The sequence below is a fragment of the Chlorogloeopsis sp. ULAP01 genome, assembly GCF_030381805.1.
In the GTDB taxonomy this organism is placed as follows: domain Bacteria; phylum Cyanobacteriota; class Cyanobacteriia; order Cyanobacteriales; family Nostocaceae; genus Chlorogloeopsis.
In genome coordinates, this window is the sequence record NZ_JAUDRH010000003.1 from 188290 (window position 1) to 210238 (window position 21949).

The window sequence follows — 21949 nt, forward strand, 5'->3', positions numbered from 1 at the left end:
AGGGGAAATAATTTTTAGAGAGTGAAGGATAAGCAAAAGATACTAATACTTCTACACCCAAACAAAAAGGAGACTTAGGGAGAACAGAACTTCAAGTAATATATATTAGACGATATCTCCTCAACATCATGGGCAACACATTTGGGCATCTTTTTCGCGTCACTACTTTTGGCGAATCCCACGGCGGTGGTGTGGGAGTTGTAATTGATGGTTGTCCTCCCCGACTAGAAATTTCGGCTGAGGAAATTCAAGTCGAACTCGATAGAAGGCGTCCGGGACAAAGTAAAATTACAACACCTCGCAAAGAAGAAGACAAATGCGAAATTCTCTCTGGAATATTTGAGGGGAAAACGCTGGGAACACCGATCGCAATTTTAGTCAAGAATAAAGATACTCGCTCCCAAGATTATGATGAGATGGCGTTTAAGTATCGCCCTTCCCATGCAGATGCAACTTACGATGCTAAGTATGGCATCCGTAACTGGCAAGGTGGCGGTAGATCGTCGGCGCGGGAGACAATAGGCAGAGTAGCAGCAGGAGCGATCGCTAAAAAAATTCTCCGGCAAGTTGCGGGTGTAGAAATTATCGGTTACGTCAAGCGCATTAAAGATTTAGAAGGCGTTATCGATCCTGATAGCGTGACTTTAGAACAAGTTGAAAGCAATATTGTTCGCTGCCCTGATGCTGAATGCGCTGAAAAAATGATTGAATTAATCGAGCAAATCCGGCGGGAAGGCAATTCTATTGGTGGTGTGGTTGAATGCGTAGCGCGGAATGTACCGAAAGGCTTGGGCGAACCAGTTTTTGATAAATTGGAAGCCGATATCGCCAAAGGTGTAATGTCTTTGCCCGCTAGTAAAGGTTTTGAAATCGGTTCTGGTTTTGCTGGCACTCTATTAAGCGGGTTTGAGCATAACGACGAATTTTATATTGATGAAAATGATGAAATTCGTACTCGCACCAACCGTTCTGGAGGTATTCAAGGCGGAATCTCCAACGGTGAAAATATCCTGATTCGTGTAGCATTTAAACCCACGGCAACAATTAGAAAAGAGCAGAAGACAGTAACTAATGAAGGTGAAGAGACTGTTTTAGCAGGCAAAGGACGTCACGATCCTTGTGTACTACCGCGTGCAGTCCCAATGGTTGAGGCGATGGTGGCGTTGGTGCTATGCGATCATTTGTTAAGACATCACGGGCAGTGCCAGGTGTTGTAGGGATCTTGGACAGCAGACAGTGATGCTTATTTGCTACGGTAGGATTTGCTGCCCATACTGGATGCAATTCGGTGTCTATGTTTGATAATGACATAAGTCCTCAAAAATCTGTTGACTTTCAAAAAATTTCCTCTTTAGCTGAAAGTATCGCCGTTGAATTTAGCCAACTACCGCAAGTTGTAGCTGTGGCTTTAGCAGGTTCTCAAATAAGTGCTATTGCCGATGATTTCTCTGACTTAGATTTTTATGTATATGTGCAAGAAGAAATTTCGGTAAATATTCGTGAGAGCATAGCTAAAAAATTCAGCGATCGCATTGAAATTAACAATCAATTTTGGGAACCCGGTGACGAATGGGTAGATAAACATTCCGGGTGGAGTGTTGATGTTATGTATCGCACACCGAATTGGATTGAACAACAAATAGATGCTGTACTGGTCAAACACCAAGCTTCTGTTGGTTACTCAACTTGTTTTTGGTGGAATATTTTACATTCACAACCATTGTATGATAAAGATGGTTGGTTTAGACAGTTACGTGTTAGAGCTACCCAACCTTATCCTGAAGAGTTAAGAAGAGCAATTATTGCCAAAAATTATCCAATTTTACGCAACAATCTTTCTGCCTACACACATCAAATAGAATCAGCAACTAAACGTAACGATTTAATCAGCATCAATCACCGTATTTCTGCTTTGATAGCTAGTTATTTTGATATCATTTTTGCTGTTAATTATTTACCTCATCCCGGTGAAAAAAGACTGATTAAGTTTGCTAAAAAATTTTGCAATAAATTACCGAAGAATATTGAAGATAATATTACTAAATTAATCCTATCTATTTGCGAACAGCAAAACATTCTTGACCAAGCGATCGTACTCATTGATGAACTCGATGCATGGTTAATAAGCGAGACAATAATTACAGAATCAAAACAGTTGGCATGGGTATAATAAGTGGATGTATTTAGCTAAATGCCCGGCATCTACTCTATGGAATTTCTCACTATTTTAGGATTAACTGCTGCAACTATAACTACAAGTGCTTTTTTACCACAAATGATTAAAACCTGGCAATCTAAATCGGCAAAAGATGTTTCATACACGATGCTGATTACTTTTATCAGTGGTGTTTTTTTATGGTTAGTCTATGGTATTTTTCGTCAGGATTTAGCAATTATACTAGCGAATCTTATAACTTTAATTTTTAATCTCATAATTTTATACCTTAAAATTAAATATAGATAAAAAAACTAGAGACGAGATTACTTTCTATCCTTAGTCCCTAGCCCTAATCCCTAACCCCTATTTTTCATCTGTGACATCTTCTGTATTTACTGCTGAACGCCTTTTATTCACTCCTGCCACTCCCAACACCGATGCGATCGCCACTATTTTTGCCTTTCCCAACGAGTATAGTGTGGGCATTACAAGCCTTGGCTATCAAGTAGTGTGGGCTACTTTAGCTATGCGTTCAGATGTGCAGGTGAGTCGCTTGTTCACTGATATTCACGAACCACTGCCAATAAATCCAGAATTATTAGGCTTTTCGATGTCCTGGGAATTGGATTATGTGAATATATTGAACCTATTAGAATCTTTAGAAATTCCCATTCGGGCAGCTTTGCGTGATACTAATCATCCCATAGTTTTTGGTGGTGGCCCCGTTTTGACTGCCAACCCTGAACCCTTCGCAGATTTTTTTGATGTCATCTTACTGGGGGATGGTGAAAATCTCCTAGATAATTTTATTGATGCTTATCAAGCAGTTAGAAATGCAGATAGGCAAACTCAACTTAATGCACTTGCACAAGTACCGGGTATTTATGTTCCTAGTTTGTATGAAGTTGAGTATCACGATGTAGATGGTGCGATTAAATCATTTCAACCGATTTCCCCAGAAATTCCAGCTGTAGTACAAAAACAAACCTACCGAGGCAACACTTTATCAGCATCAACGGTAGTAACCGAAAAAGCAGCTTGGGAAAATATTTATATGGTAGAAGTGGTGAGAAGTTGTCCAGAAATGTGTCGCTTCTGTCTGGCAAGTTATCTCACTTTACCTTTTAGAACTGCTAGTTTAGAAGGTTCTTTAATCCCAGCAATTACAAGAGGTTTAACAGTCACAAATCGGATCGGATTATTAGGTGCTTCAGTTACTCAACATCCTGAGTTTGAGGAATTATTGAATCACATCAGCCAGCCCAAGTTTGATGACGTGCGTTTGAGTATTGCTTCAGTGCGAACTAATACTGTGACAGTACAATTGGCGCAAACTTTAGCGAAACGAGATACAAAATCCTTAACAATTGCTGTAGAAAGTGGTTCTTCAAGAATACGACAAATTATCAATAAAAAGCTGGATAACGATGAAATTATCCAAGCTGCCGTGAATGCTAAAGCTGGAGGATTAACTAATTTAAAACTCTACGGCATGGTAGGAATTCCTGGCGAACAACCAGAGGATTTAGATGCGACTGTAGCGATGATGCGCGATATTAAAAAAGCTGCTCCCGGTTTGCGGTTAACACTAGGTTGCAGTACTTTTGTTCCTAAATCACACACGCCTTTTCAGTGGTTGGGAGTAAATCGCCAAGCAGAGAAACGGTTGCAGTTTTTACAGAAACAGTTAAAGCCACAAGGGATAGATTTTCGTCCAGAAAGTTATAATTGGTCAATCATTCAGGCTTTGTTATCACGAGGCGATCGCCGACTATCACAACTTTTAGAACTTACCCGTAACTTTGGTGATTCTTTAGGTAGCTATAAACGTGCTTTTAAAGAACTAAAAGGAAAACTTCCCAGTTTGGATTTTTACGTTCATACTAACTGGTCAACCGATCAAGTCTTACCTTGGAGTCATTTGCAAGGGCCTTTACCACAGTCTACACTACTAAAGCACTTGGCTGATGCTACAAGTCAATTTAACAAATCATCTGAAAAGTTAATGGCTCAATGTTAATAGTAAATAGTAAGAATACAATTAGCATTAGCTATTAACAGTTACAATCTAAAATTTAAAATAGATAGATGCAAACAACAGCAGAATATTACTGTGCTTATTGTGGCGAAGAAAATTTAACTTTTGTTGATTTGAGTGCGGGAGGGCAGCAATCTTATATAGAAGATTGTCAAGTTTGCTGTCGTCCCAATATTTTGTATATCCGCATCGATGAAGACACTCTTGATATCGAAATTGATACTGAGTATGAAGGCTAAGTTTGAGGTTTTTCTTAATGCTGCACTTTAAGTATTCCTCAGTTATTAATGCACCTGTAGAAACAGTTTGGAAATTTCACGAAAGAGTAGATGTTTTGCAATTGCTTACCCCGCCTTGGCAACCTTTACAAGTATTACGTCGTGAGGGAGGTTTGGGCGTAGGTGCTATTACTGAGTTTCGCCTGATGATTGGGCCATTGCCTTTGCGTTGGTTAGCACGTTATACTGAATATGAGGAATATCATCTGTTTACAGATGAACAAATATCTGGGCTATTTGAAACCTGGTTACATCGACATAAATTTGAATCGGAAAATGGTAAAACCAGATTGACTGATGAAATTTCCTTTACTTTACCTGGTGGACAAACAGCTGAATTTCTGGGTGGCTGGCTAGTACAGGTACAACTAGAAGCAATGTTTCGCTATCGTCATCACATCACTAGACAAGAATGCGAGTCAGGTTGAATAGGGGACAGGGGATAGGGACAGGTGACAGGGAACAGATGATAAGGGAATTTTCTCTTTGCGTTCCCATGTTCTCTTCCCAGTACCCGATCCCCAATCACCAGTACTCATCTCGGCTAACAAAAATTTCATTTAACAATACTTTTATTAAAGAATAAATAAATTCCTGGGAATTTTAGTCGTTCTGGGCTTTTTCAATACGATAATAATTTCAGTTTTTCATCCGTTAAAACACTGATATTTTAACGCCACGTTTTTTAGATGTGGTGGTGATTTTAATGTTTAAAAGTTTAAAAACATGAATTTTTTACAATTGAATTTTACTCACGCAGTCACTTTACAGTTAGCCGTTGTGAGTGTGTCTTCTTTATGGTTAATGACACCATTCCCAAAGGCTCCAGTGATGGAATCAGTTAAAATACTAAAAAACTCTAAACAACACAAACTACAAGCTGCTCAAGAACAAGTTTGTCCTTCTGACGATTTAATACCTAAACGTACTTTTCATACAGCTAAAGATTATATCTATATTTGTAGAGGAGAACGGCTTAATTCTCTTGGATATTACATTAGAATCTCTAAAAATGGCAGTAATAAAATTACTGTACCTATAAGTAGTAAAAATGGTGAGACTTATACTGCTATTCAAGGTGAAATCACATATATGGTTACTCCTTATGAATTAATAATCACCAAACTTAGCAAAGGTGGTAGTGTTAACTTCAGAGAAAAAGTTAACAGTGCGATCGCTGCTGATGGAAAACCTCTAGCCAGAGGTTGTCCTGATGGTAATAATACCTTTGTAGAAGCTAAAACCAAAAACTTTATTGTGTATATTTGCGGTAAAGAACTCCCCAGCAGTTACGTAGCTGTTGCTCGCCAAGGCAATGACAAAATTACCATCCCACTACAAAGCTATAAATTCCGTGTAGGAATAGAAGATAGTCAATTTGTTGCTGTCAATGGTGACATTCGTTATCTGCTTACCCGGAGTACACTCAAAGTTTCTAGGGATAGTAAAACAATAATCAAAGAAAAAGTCTTGTACTGGAATTGAAGGCAGCCCCCATAAAACAAGTTTCACAAGCCTTGCATTAAAAATGTATTTTCCCCTAAACCCCACACTCTTACACCCTTACATCCCTCTTTCAACATAGCCCTTCAGCTATCTTTATTCTTAAAGATTTGATGAGAAGCCCACTGGAACAACCCAGGAAATAACCGATTCACCGCTTGTGAAAAGTTGGCAGAACCAACCAATACTTCAGATTTTTGATTTTTAACTGCATCCCAAATGGCATTTGCCACATCTTCAGGTTTCTCTACCACAGGATTTTTCAAGATATTTTCAATTTGTTCGTGACGGCTTCGGGCATCTTGTTCATTTTTCCCTCTCATCACAGCCCGTTCCATAAAATTAGATTTAATTAAATTTGGATAAATACCACAAACCTGAATTCCTTTCGGCTTTAATTCTGCGTGCAGTGATTCTGTTAATCCTGTAACGCCAAACTTACTTGTACAGTAAGGGACAAGATAAGCGGTGGGTACCTTACCACCGATAGAACTCACATTCACAATTGTTCCTTTTCCTCGTTGGAGAAAGTGAGGCAGTAAGGCATGAATTGTGTGAATATATCCCCATAAATTAGTATCTATAACCTTGTGCCAATCTTCCAAAGAAAACTCTTCTACTGGTGCTGATGCATAAATGCCTGCATTATTTACCAGCACATCGATATAACCATAATGCTCCAAGGCTCTATCTACTAGTGTTTTCACCTGTGATGGATCGGTGACATCACAAATAACTGTTAGTGGTGCTGTACCACCAATGCTTTGCACCTCTTGCGCTGCGGTTTCTAAGCGATCGCGATGACGAGCCGCAAGTATAAGTTCGTATCCTTTGCGGGCAAATAAAATAGCTGTTGCTTTGCCAATACCTTGCGAGCCACCCGTAATTAGTACCGTAGGAGCCATATTCTCAACTCAAAACTTTATTTACTCCCTACAAGTTTGAGCAACAATATTTAGAAAGCCTTCCGACTTCCGTTAGATATTAATGCTAACTTTGCAACTACCACTCTCTATAGTGAACTTTAAGAAGGCGATCGCACCATCTAACAACTTACAAGCATTTCTTCAAAACTCAAGAAGAGTTTATGTATGCATTATTACTAATTTGCTTTACAAATAATCTTGATTGTAGAGACTAAGAGAAATATTTATTAACCTTTTGTCAGATAAAACCCTGTATATCAGCCTCCAAACTTCACCCTTTCGACTTGCTTACACTTTGGCACTAGAGATAGATAGCACTTGTTAGGTGGGTAAATACTATGAATGGTGTAGTTCACAATCTTGAGGAAACTTAACAATGGGGCCTTATCCGACTGATGTAACAGAGAAAGCATATAACGGTAGTGACCGCAATGCCTTTAAGTTTGGCTTTACACCCCAAGCTGAACTGTGGAATGGACGCTTGGCGATGATTGGTTTTCTTGCTTATCTACTTTGGGATTATCAGGGCTACAGCGTACTGCACGAGGTACTCAACCTCATTCACTAAACTCCACGGCTCAAAAGCCTTATAGAGCAAGAAATTTTACTTACACAGTCACCATCTATGCAAATATGTGTAATATTATTTAAGTAAACTTAATTTTTCTACATATTTGATTTAGGTGTTATTTATAGCACAGCGCTGACCACGAACAGGGTTTTCCCTTAAGTGGTTAGTGAACTTTTTAATGACTGAATTGTGTGAATTTCGATGAAATTTTAGGCGGAGTAAAAGCCTGATGCAATCAAAACACTTATCTAGCCATCATATAGAAATTACAAATCAATCTACTGTTGGTATGGCAGGCATTTTCATTGCTATTGCCATTTTAGGAATATGGGCAGCTAGCTTAATTTTTTTACTTTCATTTGACCTTTCCAAATCAAATATTTTAGAGCCATTATTAGCTATAATCTTGCAGACATTTATATATACAGGATTATTCATTACTGCTCATGATGCTATGCATGGGGTAGTATTTTCCAGAAATACTAAAGTTAATCATTTACTCGGAACTATATGCTTACTTTTTTATGGTTTTTTATCCTACAAAACATTAATAAAAAAGCACTGGATGCATCACCGTCACCCTGCCAGTGAACTAGATCCCGATTTCCACGACGGCAAGCATAAAAATTTCTTTGCCTGGTATTTTTATTTTATGAAGAATTACTGGAGTTGGAGTCAAATAATAGCCTGGATCATAGCGTATAATACTATTCATTACATATTAAATATACCCCATACAAATCTTATTCTCTTTTGGGCATTACCTTCACTATTAAGCTCATTACAATTATTTTATTTTGGTACATTCCTTACTCATAGAGAACCACCAGGAGGTTATGTTAAACCTCACTTTGCTCAAACTATCTCTATGCCAACATGGTTGTCACTTATTACTTGCTATCATTTTGGCTACCACAAAGAACATCACGAATATCCTCATCTGGCTTGGTGGCAGCTACCAAAAATTTACAAATTAAATAAACTTACCAACACCGAACTAAGTATTTTTAAGTAAAAACTCTGCGCTCCTACCCTGCGGGAAGGCGAAACGCCTAATGCGCTCACTCTGCGCTCTTTTGCGTTTTAAAAAGCTACTATTAAAGACAAAGATCTCCGACCTTTCAAAAAAGTCGGGGATCTTGTTTTATCACAATTAATTGTGAATTTACTCGCTTGGTTGCTCAGGCGTTGCTGTACTTTCCGGTGCAGAAGGCTGATTTATCTGTGGTCGAGCAAAAGGTAAAGTTGGAGATGGCGCAGCATTTGGATACTGCCGACGATTAAAAAATCTTTCTAATCTTGGTTTTTCTGGCTGAGGAGCAACTTTTTGAGGTAGAAGTCTCGAATCAGCTTCCGGTAAAAATTCCTGTTCGGGCGCGGGAGACTCATTCACAATCTCAGGTAGCGTTGGAGGTAGGCTAGGAGATACTTCTGGTGAAGGTTGCGGAGTTGATAGATTACCTGTGCGGCGATTAAAAAATCTAGTAAATCTTGATTTTTCTGGTTGAGTAACTTGAGGATCAACTGTAGTTTCTGGGGCTGGAGTCTCAATAATTTCCGGTAGTGTGGGAGAAACGCTAGGAGATGGCTCTAGTGTAGCTTGAGGAATTGGCTTCTCAGTTGTACGACGCTGGAAAAATTTGCCAAATCGAGATTTCTCTGGCTGAGTAGCCTGTGTTTCTGGTAACTGAGTAGCTTCAGGTTCTGGTGCAATTTCCGGTGGTGGTTCTAATACTGGAGTTGGGCTAGGAGATATTTCTGTTGGTTGTGGAATAGGTGCTTTACCTGCTCGATTTTGGAAACGATTGAAAAAGCCACCTTTTGGTTTCTCTAGTTGAGTTGGGGGTGCTTGCTCAACTTCAGGAACAGGCTGTTTTTCTTCTGGGGGTTGAATTTCTGGTGTAGTTTCAACCGTGGGTGTGATGCTGGGAGTTGGTGTAGGTGCAACTTCAAAACTCGGCTGTTTTTCTTCTGGGGGTTGAATTTCTGGTGTAAGAGTTGGGGTGGGCTCAGTAGTAGGTACTTTAGCTGTGTAGTTGGGATCTACAATTGCGCGAACTCGATCTGCAGAAAGTTCTCCTCTAACAATTTTAGAAAGGGTGTCTTTACCTTTTGGCTCGTAGGTTATTAGCCTGACTGTGCTGTTAAATTCATTTTTGACAGGATTACCTTGGTTATCAAGAAATTCTAGTTTTACCCAGTTTTTACCTGGTTTAAAGCCTTTTAGGTAAACTGCTTGCCAGCGATCGAGAACAAAACTTTCACCATTGATAGTGCAGCGGATGCGCCAATCTGCAAACTGATTATCAGGGTTATCTTTCGCAATCAGGTGTAAGGGCGCATTTGTCAAGTAAAAATCCAGTAGAATCGGCTCTGCTCCATAACTGCCTTTAGGACGGCTATAGGTTAGCAGGGGTAAATTTGGAGCGGGGTTGTTGTCGTCGCTTTTGGTAAAGATGTGAAATGTTGTCTGAGCGTAGGCACCTTCATTTTTAAAGCTTTCATGCCAAGGACGAGAGGCAAAAACACGTAAGGTATGGGTACCAGGGGACAAGTCTGGTAAAGTCAACGGTTGATTTAAATCGTAAACTGCAATGTACGGTTGATTGTCAACTACTACGTGCAAATGGGGCCCCATATCCAATTGTGAATCTTTAAATATAGGTAAATCTTTAACCTGGAAGCGGACTGTAGCTGTGTTATCTTGCAGAACTTCATCCTGCTTAGGAGTCACTATTGATACCTGAGGCCGATATACTTCTAAGATTTGACGTAGTTCTTGAATGACTGTTGGTGGGGCAACCTCCGAGAATTGCTTCGTTGAAATTGTAGGGCTTTCTCGTAAACTACCAGATGGCTCTTGGCTGATGGTTTGATTACCACAGCTAGTTAAATTTAATACTAAAGCCAATACCATTAGCGACTTTATCAGAGTTGCAGCCGTTGTCCGCCACGAGTTCATGTTTTTCACCCATTCCTAAACAACAGACAGAATTTATGTTGCATTTTGGCGCAAACTGTCCATTCGGAACTATAGCCCAAAAGGTGAAATCCTTTTTTAACTACCTGTCCTTGGACTGAAAATTTCAGTTTTTGAATCTACGTCAGTACTATCTAAGATAATTATGTGGCGATTTTAACTATTTCTTCTTACAGCTATTTAACTATATTTTGGTATAACCTGTAACGAAAAATTCGATATTTTTTAATTAGTTTCAAAGCTCTAAGAGTAAAAGGCAGCGATCGCTCAAAAAATAACCATAAATTTTGCGAATTGTTTAGCTTTGTAAAATAAATAGAGAAACTATTGACTTTTTGACAAGTGTTTTAGAATCAGAAAGTAGATGAGACAATAAATCTGGGGATTTTGAATTATTGTTAAAAAGTCTCCAACAATGTACAAGAGAAGACTTTATAATTCAACAGAAACCACTCCCCACACAAGGTCTTCATCGCGGCTCCAAATTATAAATGGAAAATGCGATTTGGTTCATAAAAACCAAGAAGACAGCTTGTGGTCACAATGATTCCTCAGTCCCTTTTTAAGAGAGGAGGTCGAATGACAATAAGTCCTCCGGAGCGAGAGGAAAAAAAGGCAAGAGTGATAGTCGATAACGATCCGGTTCCAACTTCGTTTGAACGATGGGCAAAACCAGGACACTTCGACAGAACCCTAGCCAGAGGTCCCAAAACCACTACATGGATTTGGAACCTGCATGCACTCGCCCACGATTTTGATACACATACAAGTGATTTAGAAGACATTTCCCGCAAGATATTTGCAGCCCACTTTGGTCACTTAGCTGTAGTGACCTTGTGGTTGAGCGGGATGATTTTTCATGGCGCTCGTTTTTCAAACTACGAAGCTTGGTTGAGCGACCCCCTCAACATCAAGCCTAGCGCTCAAGTCGTTTGGCCAATTGTTGGTCAAGACATTTTGAACGGGGATGTCGGTGGTGGCTTCCACGGCATTCAAATTACTTCCGGCTTATTCCAGGTTTGGCGTGGCTGGGGGATTACCAACTCCTTCCAACTGTATTGCACAGCTATTGGCGGTTTGGTATTAGCAGGTTTGTTCCTGTTTGCTGGCTGGTTCCACTACCACAAGCGTGCTCCTAAACTGGAATGGTTCCAGAATGTGGAGTCAATGCTAAATCACCACCTGCAAGTATTGCTGGGTTGTGGTTCCTTGGGGTGGGCAGGACACATCATCCATGTTTCCGCACCAACCAACAAGCTTTTGGATGCAGGAGTTCCTCTTCGGGATGTACCCCTGCCCCACGAGTTCATCCTGAACAAAGACTTGTTAACCGAGTTATATCCCAGCTTTGCCAGTGGTTTAGCACCTTTCTTCACATTGAACTGGGGTCAGTATGCTGACTTCCTGACGTTCAAGGGTGGTTTAAACCCGGTAACAGGTGGCTTGTGGATGACTGATATTGCCCATCACCACTTGGCGATCGCGGTATTATTCATCGTTGCTGGTCATATGTACCGTACCAACTGGGGTATTGGTCACAGCATCAAAGAGATCCTAGAAAACCACAAAGGCCCCTTCACTGGTGAAGGTCACAAGGGTCTCTACGAGAACATGACCACATCTTGGCATGCTCAATTGGCAACTAACCTTGCTTTCTTGGGTTCTTTGACCATCATCATTGCCCACCATATGTACGCGATGCCTCCGTATCCGTACTTAGCAACCGATTACGCTACCCAACTCTGCATATTTACTCACCATATGTGGATTGGCGGTTTCCTAATTGTTGGTGGTGCTGCTCACGCTAGCATTTTCATGGTGCGCGATTACGATCCTGTTGTGAACCAAAATAACGTTCTGGATCGTGTGATTCGTCACCGGGATGCAATCATCTCTCACCTCAACTGGGTTTGTATATTCCTTGGCTTCCATAGCTTTGGGCTGTACGTTCATAATGACACCATGCGTGCTTTGGGCCGTCCGCAAGATATGTTCTCGGATGCGGCAATCCAGTTGCAGCCTGTATTTGCTCAGTGGGTACAAAACCTACACACTGTAGCACCAGGAGCAACCGCGCCAAATGCACTTGAACCTGTTAGCTATGCCTTTGGCGGTGGTATTCTTGCCGTCGGCGGTAAAGTGGCAATGATGCCGATTGCGTTGGGTACGGCGGACTTTATGATCCACCACATTCACGCATTCCAAATTCATGTCACAGTGCTAATTCTCTTGAAAGGCTTCCTGTTTGCCCGCAGTTCACGTTTAATCCCAGATAAAGCAAACTTAGGCTTCCGTTTCCCCTGCGACGGCCCTGGTCGTGGTGGTACCTGTCAAGTTTCTGGTTGGGATCACGTGTTCCTCGGTTTGTTCTGGATGTACAACACCATTTCGATCGCAATTTTCCACTTTAGCTGGAAGATGCAATCTGACGTCTGGGGAACAGTAGACGCAGCTGGTAATGTGACTCATATTACTGGTGGTAACTTTGCCCAAAGTGCCATCACCATCAATGGCTGGTTGCGTGACTTCTTGTGGGCGCAAGCAGTACAGGTGATCAACTCCTATGGCAGTGCGCTGTCAGCTTACGGACTTATGTTCTTAGGCGCTCACTTTGTTTGGGCATTCAGCTTAATGTTCCTGTTCAGTGGTCGTGGCTACTGGCAAGAATTAATTGAGTCCATCGTTTGGGCACATAATAAACTGAAAGTGGCACCTACAATTCAACCCCGTGCTCTGAGTATTATTCAGGGTCGTGCAGTTGGTGTAGCTCACTACCTCTTGGGAGGAATTGCCACGACATGGGCGTTCTTCCACGCACATATTCTCTCATTAGGCTAGCAACCAGCATTTAGGAGCAATGGGTTATGAGTGATGGGCTACAAGTTGTTTTTAGCGGTTAACATCGACAAGAACAACCACTAACTGACAACCATTAACTCAAAACTCCTAACTCAGAACTCCTTAAGAACATTGATACCTGATGGCTAAAAGTCAGAGGATTTCTCAAACCTATGGCGACAAAATTTCCAAAATTTAGCCAGGATCTCGCGCAAGACCCGACGACACGTCGGATCTGGTATGCGATGGCTACAGGAAATGACTTTGAAAGCCATGATGGCATGACAGAAGAAAATCTTTACCAAAAGATTTTCGCTACTCACTTCGGTCATGTGGCAATCATTTTCCTGTGGGCATCCAGCCTCCTATTTCACGTAGCCTGGCAAGGTAACTTTGAACAGTGGATTAAAGATCCTCTTCACATCCGTCCGATCGCTCATGCGATTTGGGACCCTCAATTTGGTAAGCCCGCAATAGAAGCTTTCACCCAAGGTGGAGCTAACTATCCGGTAAACATTGCTTACTCTGGTGTTTATCACTGGTGGTACACCATCGGTATGCGGACGAACAGCGACCTATACATGGGTTCTGTGTTCCTCCTCATCCTGGCATCAGTATTCTTGTTTGCTGGTTGGTTGCATCTGCAACCCAAGTTCCGTCCCAGCCTCTCTTGGTTTAAGAGTGCAGAGCCTCGCCTCAATCACCACCTAGCGGGTTTGTTTGGTGTTAGCTCTCTGGCTTGGGCTGGTCACTTGATTCACGTTGCTATCCCCGAATCTCGCGGACAGCACGTAGGTTGGGATAACTTCTTGAGCACTCTGCCCCACCCGGCAGGCTTGCAACCCTTCTTTACTGGTAACTGGGGAGTTTACGCTTCTAACCCCGATACTGCAAACCACGTATTTGGTACTTCCCAAGGTGCTGGTACAGCGATTTTGACCTTCTTAGGTGGCTTCCATCCTCAGACAGAATCGCTGTGGCTGACCGATATGGCTCACCACCACTTGGCGATCGCTGTTATCTTCATCGTCGCCGGCCATATGTACCGGACTAATTTTGGAATTGGTCACAGCATCAAAGAAATGCTGAACTCCAAATCTGGTTTAGTACCTGGTACCAAGAGTGAAGGTCAGTTCAACCTGCCTCACCAAGGTTTGTACGACACCTATAACAACTCTCTACACTTCCAGTTGGGTATTCACCTAGCTGCTTTGGGAACTATTACCTCCTTGGTAGCACAGCATATGTATGCTATGCCTCCTTATGCCTTTATCGGTAAGGACTATACAACTCAAGCGGCTCTTTATACTCACCACCAATACATCGCAATTTTCTTGATGCTTGGTGCTTTCGCTCACGGTGCCATCTTCTGGGTTCGTGATTATGATCCCGAACAAAATAAGGGCAACGTATTAGAGCGTGTACTGAAGCACAAAGAAGCGATTATCTCTCACCTAAGCTGGGTATCCCTTTTCTTAGGTTTCCACACCTTAGGTCTGTACGTTCACAACGACGTAGTTGTTGCTTTTGGCACACCAGAGAAGCAAATCCTGATCGAACCTGTGTTTGCTCAGTTCATCCAAGCTTCTCACGGTAAAGTGCTTTACGGACTAAACGTCCTGTTGTCTAACCCAGATAGCGTTGCTTACACAGCCTACCCCAACTACGGTAACGTTTGGTTGCAAGGTTGGTTGGATGCAATTAACTCTGGCACTAACTCCCTGTTCTTAACTATCGGCCCTGGCGACTTCTTGGTACACCACGCCTTCGCGTTGGCTATCCACACCACCGTTCTCGTACTCGTGAAAGGTGCTTTGGATGCCCGTGGTTCTAAGCTGATGCCCGATAAAAAAGACTTCGGTTATGCCTTTCCTTGCGACGGCCCCGGTCGTGGCGGTACTTGCGACATCTCCGGTTGGGACGCTTTCTACCTAGCTACTTTCTGGGCATTAAACACAGTTGGTTGGGTAACCTTCTACTGGCACTGGAAACACCTGGGAATTTGGCAAGGCAACGTAGCTCAATTTAACGAATCCTCTACCTACCTGATGGGCTGGTTCCGCGATTATCTCTGGGCTAACTCCGCTCAGTTGATCAACGGATACAACCCTTACGGCATGAACAACCTGTCTGTTTGGGCTTGGATGTTCCTATTCGGACACCTCGTTTGGGCAACTGGCTTCATGTTCTTGATCTCCTGGAGAGGTTACTGGCAAGAGTTGATTGAAACTCTTGTTTGGGCGCACGAGCGTACTCCACTAGCAAACTTAGTTCGCTGGAAGGACAAGCCCGTTGCTCTGTCAATCGTTCAAGCTCGTTTGGTTGGTTTAACTCACTTCACTGTGGGCTATGTTCTAACTTACGCAGCATTCCTAATTGCCTCGACGGCTGGTAAGTTCGGTTAATTGGGCTGCTAGTTTTGTAGGTAATTAATTGAAATCCCCCGCCATTTGGCGGGGGATTTTTTATGGTGGGGCAAGATGTTTAATCAACAAGAGAAGTTTGAAATTTTTAATTTTGGTATGGGAAATATAAAAGCAAGGACAGACATGATGCTCATCATTATCATCTATTTAAATGCTCGGAGACTTAGCAATTGAAAAATATAATCCTATCAAAACGACTAATGCTAATTTAGAAGATTCAGAATCTCATCTTTATTCATTTGCAGTTATGCCTTATGAAAAAACTTTTTTTGGATATTCACCCAACTTAGACAGCTATACTATGCATTTAACAGATAAAAGACTAATAGTAGAACCAGGTATAAATGGAGAATTACTAGAAAAATTTTATAAATTTATAAATTTTATACCCCTTGAAGGAGCTCATTATGCTAAATGCATCAATAAAGAAGCAATAAAGAAAATGCATTATTTAAAATATACTTATATTTCTATAAATTACCAAGAAATTGAAAAATTCGACTGTTTATTAACTTCTTTTAATACAAGTTAAGTTCATGTTTTATTAAAATCCAATTTAGATAGTAAAGATTTGATTTTTTTTCAAAGATTTAGGTTTAGAGGTATTTAAACCTTCTTCTATAAAAGAATTAAAAATTAATAATTTATGGAACAAATTTACTAAAAAAGGATTGAAAAATATGAGTTTTGAATTTCTAGAATATATTAATAGAATGAAAAATATTGATTCGACTTCTGATTTAATTTCTCAAGCTGATTTTTTATTACAGCTTTCTTCTTGTCAGGATAACTTATAAATCACTGGTTTGGGTGTAGTAGAATTGATGCCGCTTCAGTTGAACAATCAACAAAATTGTCTTGTTGAATGGGTATCTCACCCGTCCTAGATTAAAAACAGGTAAAATTTTTACAAGATTAAGTAAAGATATTAAACTTTCTCTTTTTAGAATTTAAATTTTCTCTTTTTGGAATGGGAAAAATAAATAAAGGGGCGGGCAAGATGCCCACCCTACAAGATAAATATACAATTACCTTCCTGTCCCATATGCAAGAGCCAAAGTTTAAAATTACCCAAAGAAATTTACCTCATTGGGAGTTAGATGGAGCAGTTTATTTCATTACTTTTAGTACTTGGGAAAAGTTAGAACTTACCCCAGAAGCTAGGCAAGTAGTATTTGATGCTTGTCTATTTTTTAATAACAAGAGATATAACATTTATATCTTTGTTGTAATGGCAGACCATGTCCATATACTAATTCAGCCTTGGTTCAAATTAGACAATGAATTTTGGTCACTTAGTAGCATTATGAAAAGTATCAAAGGTTATAGTGCTAAAAAAATTCCTAAGTTAATGAAACATAGAGGTGCAGTCTGGCAAGATGAGCGATACGATCGCATTATTAGAAATGAAGAAGAGTTTCAGACATATTGGGATTACATTAGGCAAAATCCTGTCAAAGCTGCTCTTTCAAAAACTCCTGAAGATTATTCCTTTTTCTGGCAAGCTTCTTAACAAGAATTTTGTAGAAATATCTCTTGTGGGGTGGGCATCTTGCCCGCCTCTACCTCCGACTAGAAAGAGAGTAGAAACATCTGTTGTGGGATGCGTATCTTGCCCGCCCCTTCAACAAAGTGTATATAAACTATAAACTAGTTTCATTATTCTCCAAAACCATAACCCTTGAAATCCAAACAAATAACGCCACAAGAATCTCTAAATTTGATACCCTATTATTCTCATAAATATGGTTCAGCATATTTAGGTGATAGCCAAAAACTAATTAAATATATCGAAGACAGCAGTATTAATTTAATTATTACCTCCCCTCCATTTGCGCTTACCCGCAAAAAAGAATACGGTAACGAAAGCGCAGAAAAATATATAGAATGGTTTCTACCTTTCGCTTATGAATTTAAAAGAGTACTTGCAGAGGATGGCTCATTTGTGCTTGATTTAGGTGGTGCTTATCTACCTGGAAATCCCGTGCGGAGTATCTATCAATATGAGCTTTTAGTGAGGTTGTGCAAAGAAGTTGGTTTTTTTCTAGCTCAAGAGTTTTATCACTATAATCCGGCACGACTACCAACTCCAGCTGAGTGGGTAACAATTAGGCGTATTCGTGTGAAAGACTCAGTAAATATCGTTTGGTGGTTATCGAAAACCCCCAACCCCAAAGCTGATAATAGAAAAGTTTTAAAGCCATACAGCGAGAGTATGAAGCAATTACTTAAAAATGGTTATAAAGCCAAAATGCGTCCTAGTGGACATGATATTTCCGAGCAATTCCAAAAAGATAACAAGGGTGCAATTCCACCTAATTTGCTAGAAATTGCTAATACTGAATCAAATAGCGCCTACTTACGTCGCTGTAAATTAATGGGGATACAACCACATCCTGCACGTTTTCCTCAAGGTTTCGCAGAGTTTTTTATCAAATTTTTAACTGATGAAGGCGATACAGTTTTAGAGCCATTTTCGGGTTCTAATACAACCGGTTTTGTTGCAGAAACCTTGCAAAGACAATGGATATCATTTGAAATTAATGAAGATTATGTGATTGGCAGTCGTTATAGATTTGTAGATCCATAGCAGTTTCCTTAAAGATAAAACACACAAAATAATTTTCTAGTTAAATTTAGGGTCAGGAGAAGTATAAAAAATCGAACAAAATTTATACTACTAAGAAAAAACATTAAAGATACTGTAAAAACGAATCTCCTCAGCTAGCTAATTACACCGATACAGTGTAAATACTGTAAAAGGTAAATAATTAGCTGATTCAAGAAATTTCCTGCAATCAGCCGAGAAACGCTGTCATTGGACAAAATAGTAGTCATAGGAGAAACTTACGAGATGAGGAACGTTTATTTATTGGCAGCAGGCTTAATTGCAGGATTAGCTGTTCCAGTCACAACGTTGCCACAGCCCCTAGTTTTCAAGTCAGAAAGTAATCAACTACAGTTGAATACAAACGAGAGTTCGCAGGCAGTAGCAGGTGAAACAGTTGCTTCAACGGTGGAAACTCCCTCACCACAATTTAGCAACCCGAATGTGCCGATATCAGTTGAATCCTCTATTCAGTCAATATACCAACCAACTCGGAGATTTTTATCTGGCAGTCAACTTTACTACTATAGATTAGCAGCCCTAAAAGCTGGTCAAATTTATACACGCCTAAGCGAAGATGAATTACAGTCTTTGTCGGAGTCTGGGAAAAAGTCCCAGCTTACTTATGAAGACTGGAAAAGCTTGTTGGCAATGGAAGCCAGAGCAATGGTTAAAGGACAAGGTGCAAATCGCCTAAATGTGTTAGTTGGTGATTCTTTAAGTATGTGGTTCCCCAACGAAAAGCTACCTCCTGGGAAATTGTGGTTGAATCAGGGAATATCTGGTGATACTTCTAGTGGCATCCTCAACAGATTGTCTGCTTTTGCCGCAACCAAGCCAGATGTAATTTATGTGATGGCTGGAATTAATGACTTGCGTAAGGGTATGAACGATCAGGCAGTTTTACGCAATTACCGTTTAATTATTCGCCGCTTACGCCAAAATCATCCAGGTAGCTTGATTCTTGTCCAATCAATATTACCAACTCGTCTTGCTTCTATTTCTAATAGCCGAATTCGTCGTATTAATAGCCAGCTAGCTTTAATCACTCGACAAGAAAAAGCCAGTTATCTGAATTTACATGATTGGTTTGCTGACTTTCAAGGCAATTTGCGAGAAGATCTAACTACAGATGGATTACATCTTAGTAAAAATGGATATGAAGTTTGGCAAGTTGTGTTAGAACAGATGGAATCTAACTTTGCGATTGGAAAAGTCGAGCAAGAGCCTTTAGGAGGAGCTACGCGCTCGCAAAAGCAATAGGAAATTTGGAATAGATAATAATTTATTACTTTTTGTAACGTTTAATCAGCTAATCAGATTTTGTTTTTAATAAAAAAATTATTGGTTGATTTAGCTATTCCACCAGTCCGTGTTTAATAGCAAAACGTACCAATTCTGCTCTGTTATTAGTGGTAGTTTTTCTTAATAAACTACTTACATACTTTTCCACTGTCCGAGGACTCAGGTGTAGCTTCTGACCCATTTCAGCATTGGAAAGACCATGAGTCAAAAGTTCTAAAACTTCCTGTTCTCTGGGAGTTAATTCGGAAAGTAACTCCACAGTAGTTGTGGGGGTAGAGGCACTTGCATTGTCTGGATAGGAAACATTATATGCAGATTGAATGAGTTGCGATCGCGCCAAGAGATTGCGAATAGCTGCTCCTAGTTCTTCTAATTCAAACGGTTTAGGTAAGTACAAATCACATCCAGACTGATAGCCAAGAATTCTTTCCTGTGTTCTTGTTCGTGCTGTTAACAAAATGACAGGCAATAACCGAAACATAGGTTTTTGTCGTACCTGGCGCACTAATTCATAACCATTCATCTGTGGCATGACAATGTCGGTGACTATTAAATCAGGATGGAACTCCTCCACCTTTGTCAAAGCCTCTTGACCGTCATTAGCAGTAATTACCGAGTAGCCAGACAATTCAAGATAATCGCTAATAGACAGACGAGTGCCTAGATCGTCGTCCACTACAAGGATTGTCAAGGGCATGGAAAGTACACCCCTAGCATTTTTTCCTAAGAAATTTGCTTCTATAAACACTGTCAGCAAACACAGACAATAATAGGACTCTTATGTTTCATACTATGACAGGATTACCAGCTAATAACACTCTGTAGAATGAATTACCAATATATCTTCCAATCACAAGAGGTATTATTCAGTTGTATTCCCAAAGTTAAACTTACATCTAAATAGCTGTAGAACTAGAGCCAACTTTTTTATAATTTGTAACACATCATCAATTATAAGTCCTTAATTAAATTAAACTTAATTATACATATACATACATATATAGTTCTAACTTCAGAAATCACAAACATAAGTAACAAAATTGTGTACAAAAAATATATCCACTGCTTAGAATTTACCATTAAATCGGAGCACCATTATGACACATCTATAGTTGGTAGTCTTCACCAGATAGAGATAGTTTCTAATTTTTAAACATGATCTTTAATGCCGTTGTTTTTTCCCTAACTTTGCCACTATTTAGGTCTTTTTAATCAAAGAAGAACGTATACTAAAGGATTTTGAAACAAATTTTCCATCTTTCTTGACATATAAGCTAGTAACTAAATTTTACTATTAAGCAAATCAGTCAACTGACCTGAAGTTATAATGACTTTAAGCGAGGATGATTATAGATGATTTCAAATAAAATTGAAGTATAACTTGATACCGAGTAAAGAATAACGTTAATTAATTCAAATCATTAGATTTGGCAATTATCAAAACTTATTCTACAAAAGAAATATCTCTGATGTGGCGTTCTAAATCTATCTAGAGGTTGGCAGAAATACTTAACAAATTAGGTATTGTAAATCTTGTTCTAGAAGATTTACAAAAACTCCTGTGGTTCCAATTAGAGATAATAATCCAACAAAAATCACACCTTATGTTACCTATGGGCTGATTGCAGCTAACGTTCTCGCTTTTATTTATGAAGCGAGTCTGCCTCCCCAATATTTAGATAGTTTTTTTCACCTGTTTGCAGTAGTGCCGCGAGAATTAACAGCTAGCTTTGGAGGTATCACTGTCAATCAACCAGTGCCAGAGTGGGTGACTTTAATTACTGCACAATTTTTGCATGGCGGTTTGCTACACTTGGCTGGCAATATGTTGTTTCTGTGGATTTTTGGCAATAACGTTGAAGATAAGTTAGGCCATGTTAAGTATTTATTTTTCTATATAGGCTGCGGTATTTTAGCGACATTAGCTCAGTGGTATTTCTCACAAACTTCCGCAGTTCCTTCATTAGGGGCAAGTGGAGCGATCGCTGGCGTCATGGGAGCGTATATTATCCGTTTCCCTCAAGCAGAAGTATTAGGTATAGTTCCCTTGGGATTTTTCTTTCCTACCTTCCGCGTTCCAGCATATTTCTTTCTCGGATTCTGGTTTCTCCAACAAGCTTTTTACGGCGTTGCTAGCTTAGAAGCACCTACCAATATTGGTATGGAAAGTGGTGGTATTGCATACTGGGCGCACGCTGGTGGTTTTCTATTTGGGGCAATTCTCGGCCCTGTGTTGGGGTTATTTAGAGAAGATTCAGAGCAAGAAAAATTTACTGGGTACTAGGTATTGGTGATTGGGTACTGGGTAATGGTGATAG

General features: G+C 40.0%; 19 protein-coding genes. 16 read left to right on the forward strand and 3 right to left on the reverse strand.

Going from position 1 to position 21949, the window contains the following annotated elements; translation table 11 throughout:
• Nucleotides 1-128 precede the first annotated feature (128 nt).
• The 7 genes from aroC (at nt 129) to QUB80_RS07150 (ending at nt 5959) form a co-directional block, all read left to right on the forward strand.
• Nucleotides 129-1217 carry a chorismate synthase gene (gene aroC / locus QUB80_RS07120; RefSeq protein ID WP_289788809.1) on the forward strand — a complete coding sequence of 363 codons (1089 nt, stop codon included), beginning with the start codon at nt 129-131 and terminating at the stop codon, nt 1215-1217.
• A 77-nt stretch (nt 1218-1294) separates the two neighbouring features.
• The gene (locus tag QUB80_RS07125; protein ID WP_289788810.1) at nt 1295-2170 is read left to right on the forward strand and encodes a DUF4037 domain-containing protein; all 876 of its coding nucleotides are present in this window, start codon (nt 1295-1297) and stop codon (nt 2168-2170) included.
• 39 nt (nt 2171-2209) lie between these two features.
• Entirely contained in the window at nt 2210-2464 is a 255-nt protein-coding gene (locus QUB80_RS07130) for a SemiSWEET transporter (protein ID WP_289788811.1), read from the forward strand.
• A 70-nt stretch (nt 2465-2534) separates the two neighbouring features.
• On the forward strand, nt 2535-4178 hold the full coding sequence (locus tag QUB80_RS07135) for a B12-binding domain-containing radical SAM protein (RefSeq protein WP_289788812.1): 1644 nt from the start codon (nt 2535-2537) through the stop codon (nt 4176-4178).
• Nucleotides 4179-4246: 68 nt separating this feature from the next.
• Nucleotides 4247-4435 carry a CPXCG motif-containing cysteine-rich protein gene (locus QUB80_RS07140; protein WP_016874495.1) on the forward strand — a complete coding sequence of 63 codons (189 nt, stop codon included), beginning with the start codon at nt 4247-4249 and terminating at the stop codon, nt 4433-4435.
• Between the two features lie 17 nt (nt 4436-4452).
• On the forward strand, nt 4453-4902 hold the full coding sequence (locus tag QUB80_RS07145) for an SRPBCC family protein (RefSeq protein ID WP_289788813.1): 450 nt from the start codon (nt 4453-4455) through the stop codon (nt 4900-4902).
• A 298-nt stretch (nt 4903-5200) separates the two neighbouring features.
• Entirely contained in the window at nt 5201-5959 is a 759-nt protein-coding gene (locus QUB80_RS07150) for a hypothetical protein (RefSeq protein WP_289788814.1), read from the forward strand.
• Between the two features lie 104 nt (nt 5960-6063).
• Here the strand turns inward: QUB80_RS07150 and QUB80_RS07155 are convergent, their stop codons facing one another.
• On the reverse strand, nt 6064-6882 hold the full coding sequence (locus QUB80_RS07155) for an SDR family NAD(P)-dependent oxidoreductase (RefSeq protein ID WP_289788815.1): 819 nt from the start codon (nt 6880-6882) through the stop codon (nt 6064-6066).
• 397 nt (nt 6883-7279) lie between these two features.
• On the opposite strand from QUB80_RS07155, the gene QUB80_RS07160 reads away from it, so the two are divergent.
• Together QUB80_RS07160 and crtW are read left to right on the forward strand one after the other, a co-directional pair.
• The gene (locus QUB80_RS07160) at nt 7280-7471 is read left to right on the forward strand and encodes a chlorophyll a-b binding domain-containing protein (RefSeq protein WP_289788816.1); all 192 of its coding nucleotides are present in this window, start codon (nt 7280-7282) and stop codon (nt 7469-7471) included.
• Between the two features lie 232 nt (nt 7472-7703).
• A complete protein-coding gene (gene crtW, locus QUB80_RS07165; RefSeq protein ID WP_289788817.1) occupies nt 7704-8489 on the forward strand; it encodes a beta-carotene ketolase CrtW in 786 nt (261 codons plus the stop codon).
• 150 nt (nt 8490-8639) lie between these two features.
• Here the strand turns inward: crtW and QUB80_RS07170 are convergent, their stop codons facing one another.
• On the reverse strand, nt 8640-10436 hold the full coding sequence (locus QUB80_RS07170; protein ID WP_289788818.1) for a hypothetical protein: 1797 nt from the start codon (nt 10434-10436) through the stop codon (nt 8640-8642).
• Nucleotides 10437-11033: 597 nt separating this feature from the next.
• Here QUB80_RS07170 and psaA point away from each other — a divergent pair.
• The 6 genes from psaA to QUB80_RS07200 all read left to right on the forward strand — a co-directional run bounded on the left by psaA (nt 11034) and on the right by QUB80_RS07200 (nt 19589).
• Nucleotides 11034-13292 carry a photosystem I core protein PsaA gene (psaA, locus tag QUB80_RS07175; RefSeq protein WP_289788819.1) on the forward strand — a complete coding sequence of 753 codons (2259 nt, stop codon included), beginning with the start codon at nt 11034-11036 and terminating at the stop codon, nt 13290-13292.
• Between the two features lie 173 nt (nt 13293-13465).
• Complete coding sequence (psaB, locus tag QUB80_RS07180; RefSeq protein ID WP_289788820.1) at nt 13466-15697, forward strand: photosystem I core protein PsaB; 2232 nt, start codon at nt 13466-13468, stop codon at nt 15695-15697.
• Nucleotides 15698-15869: 172 nt separating this feature from the next.
• Nucleotides 15870-16250: a hypothetical protein gene (locus QUB80_RS07185; RefSeq protein WP_289788821.1), complete on the forward strand. Its 381-nt coding sequence runs from the start codon at nt 15870-15872 to the stop codon at nt 16248-16250.
• A gap of 513 nt (nt 16251-16763) precedes the next feature.
• Nucleotides 16764-17231 carry an REP-associated tyrosine transposase gene (locus tag QUB80_RS07190; protein ID WP_289789095.1) on the forward strand — a complete coding sequence of 156 codons (468 nt, stop codon included), beginning with the start codon at nt 16764-16766 and terminating at the stop codon, nt 17229-17231.
• A gap of 168 nt (nt 17232-17399) precedes the next feature.
• A complete protein-coding gene (locus QUB80_RS07195; protein ID WP_289788822.1) occupies nt 17400-18308 on the forward strand; it encodes a DNA-methyltransferase in 909 nt (302 codons plus the stop codon).
• A 264-nt stretch (nt 18309-18572) separates the two neighbouring features.
• Nucleotides 18573-19589: an SGNH/GDSL hydrolase family protein gene (locus QUB80_RS07200; protein ID WP_289788823.1), complete on the forward strand. Its 1017-nt coding sequence runs from the start codon at nt 18573-18575 to the stop codon at nt 19587-19589.
• Between the two features lie 94 nt (nt 19590-19683).
• Here QUB80_RS07200 and QUB80_RS07205 read toward each other — a convergent pair whose 3' ends face one another.
• Nucleotides 19684-20328 carry a response regulator transcription factor gene (locus QUB80_RS07205; RefSeq protein WP_289788824.1) on the reverse strand — a complete coding sequence of 215 codons (645 nt, stop codon included), beginning with the start codon at nt 20326-20328 and terminating at the stop codon, nt 19684-19686.
• Between the two features lie 864 nt (nt 20329-21192).
• On the opposite strand from QUB80_RS07205, the gene QUB80_RS07210 reads away from it, so the two are divergent.
• Nucleotides 21193-21915 (forward strand): rhomboid family intramembrane serine protease, encoded by a 723-nt coding sequence (locus QUB80_RS07210; protein WP_289788825.1) that lies wholly within the window; start codon nt 21193-21195, stop codon nt 21913-21915.
• Nucleotides 21916-21949 lie beyond the last annotated feature (34 nt).

Bases quoted from the DNA above. Each gene is read 5' to 3' on its own strand.
- aroC (WP_289788809.1), top strand. From the start codon at position 129: ATGGGCAACACATTTGGGCATCTTTTTCGCGTCACTACTTTTGGCGAA.
- QUB80_RS07125 (WP_289788810.1), top strand. From the start codon at position 1,295: ATGTTTGATAATGACATAAGTCCTCAAAAATCTGTTGACTTTCAAAAA.
- QUB80_RS07130 (WP_289788811.1), top strand. From the start codon at position 2,210: ATGGAATTTCTCACTATTTTAGGATTAACTGCTGCAACTATAACTACA.
- QUB80_RS07140 (WP_016874495.1), top strand. From the start codon at position 4,247: ATGCAAACAACAGCAGAATATTACTGTGCTTATTGTGGCGAAGAAAAT.
- QUB80_RS07145 (WP_289788813.1), top strand. From the start codon at position 4,453: ATGCTGCACTTTAAGTATTCCTCAGTTATTAATGCACCTGTAGAAACA.
- QUB80_RS07150 (WP_289788814.1), top strand. From the start codon at position 5,201: ATGAATTTTTTACAATTGAATTTTACTCACGCAGTCACTTTACAGTTA.
- QUB80_RS07155 (WP_289788815.1), bottom strand. From the start codon at position 6,882: ATGGCTCCTACGGTACTAATTACGGGTGGCTCGCAAGGTATTGGCAAA.
- QUB80_RS07160 (WP_289788816.1), top strand. From the start codon at position 7,280: ATGGGGCCTTATCCGACTGATGTAACAGAGAAAGCATATAACGGTAGT.
- crtW (WP_289788817.1), top strand. From the start codon at position 7,704: ATGCAATCAAAACACTTATCTAGCCATCATATAGAAATTACAAATCAA.
- QUB80_RS07170 (WP_289788818.1), bottom strand. From the start codon at position 10,436: ATGAACTCGTGGCGGACAACGGCTGCAACTCTGATAAAGTCGCTAATG.
- psaA (WP_289788819.1), top strand. From the start codon at position 11,034: ATGACAATAAGTCCTCCGGAGCGAGAGGAAAAAAAGGCAAGAGTGATA.
- psaB (WP_289788820.1), top strand. From the start codon at position 13,466: ATGGCGACAAAATTTCCAAAATTTAGCCAGGATCTCGCGCAAGACCCG.
- QUB80_RS07185 (WP_289788821.1), top strand. From the start codon at position 15,870: ATGCTCGGAGACTTAGCAATTGAAAAATATAATCCTATCAAAACGACT.
- QUB80_RS07190 (WP_289789095.1), top strand. From the start codon at position 16,764: ATGCAAGAGCCAAAGTTTAAAATTACCCAAAGAAATTTACCTCATTGG.
- QUB80_RS07200 (WP_289788823.1), top strand. From the start codon at position 18,573: ATGAGGAACGTTTATTTATTGGCAGCAGGCTTAATTGCAGGATTAGCT.
- QUB80_RS07205 (WP_289788824.1), bottom strand. From the start codon at position 20,328: ATGCCCTTGACAATCCTTGTAGTGGACGACGATCTAGGCACTCGTCTG.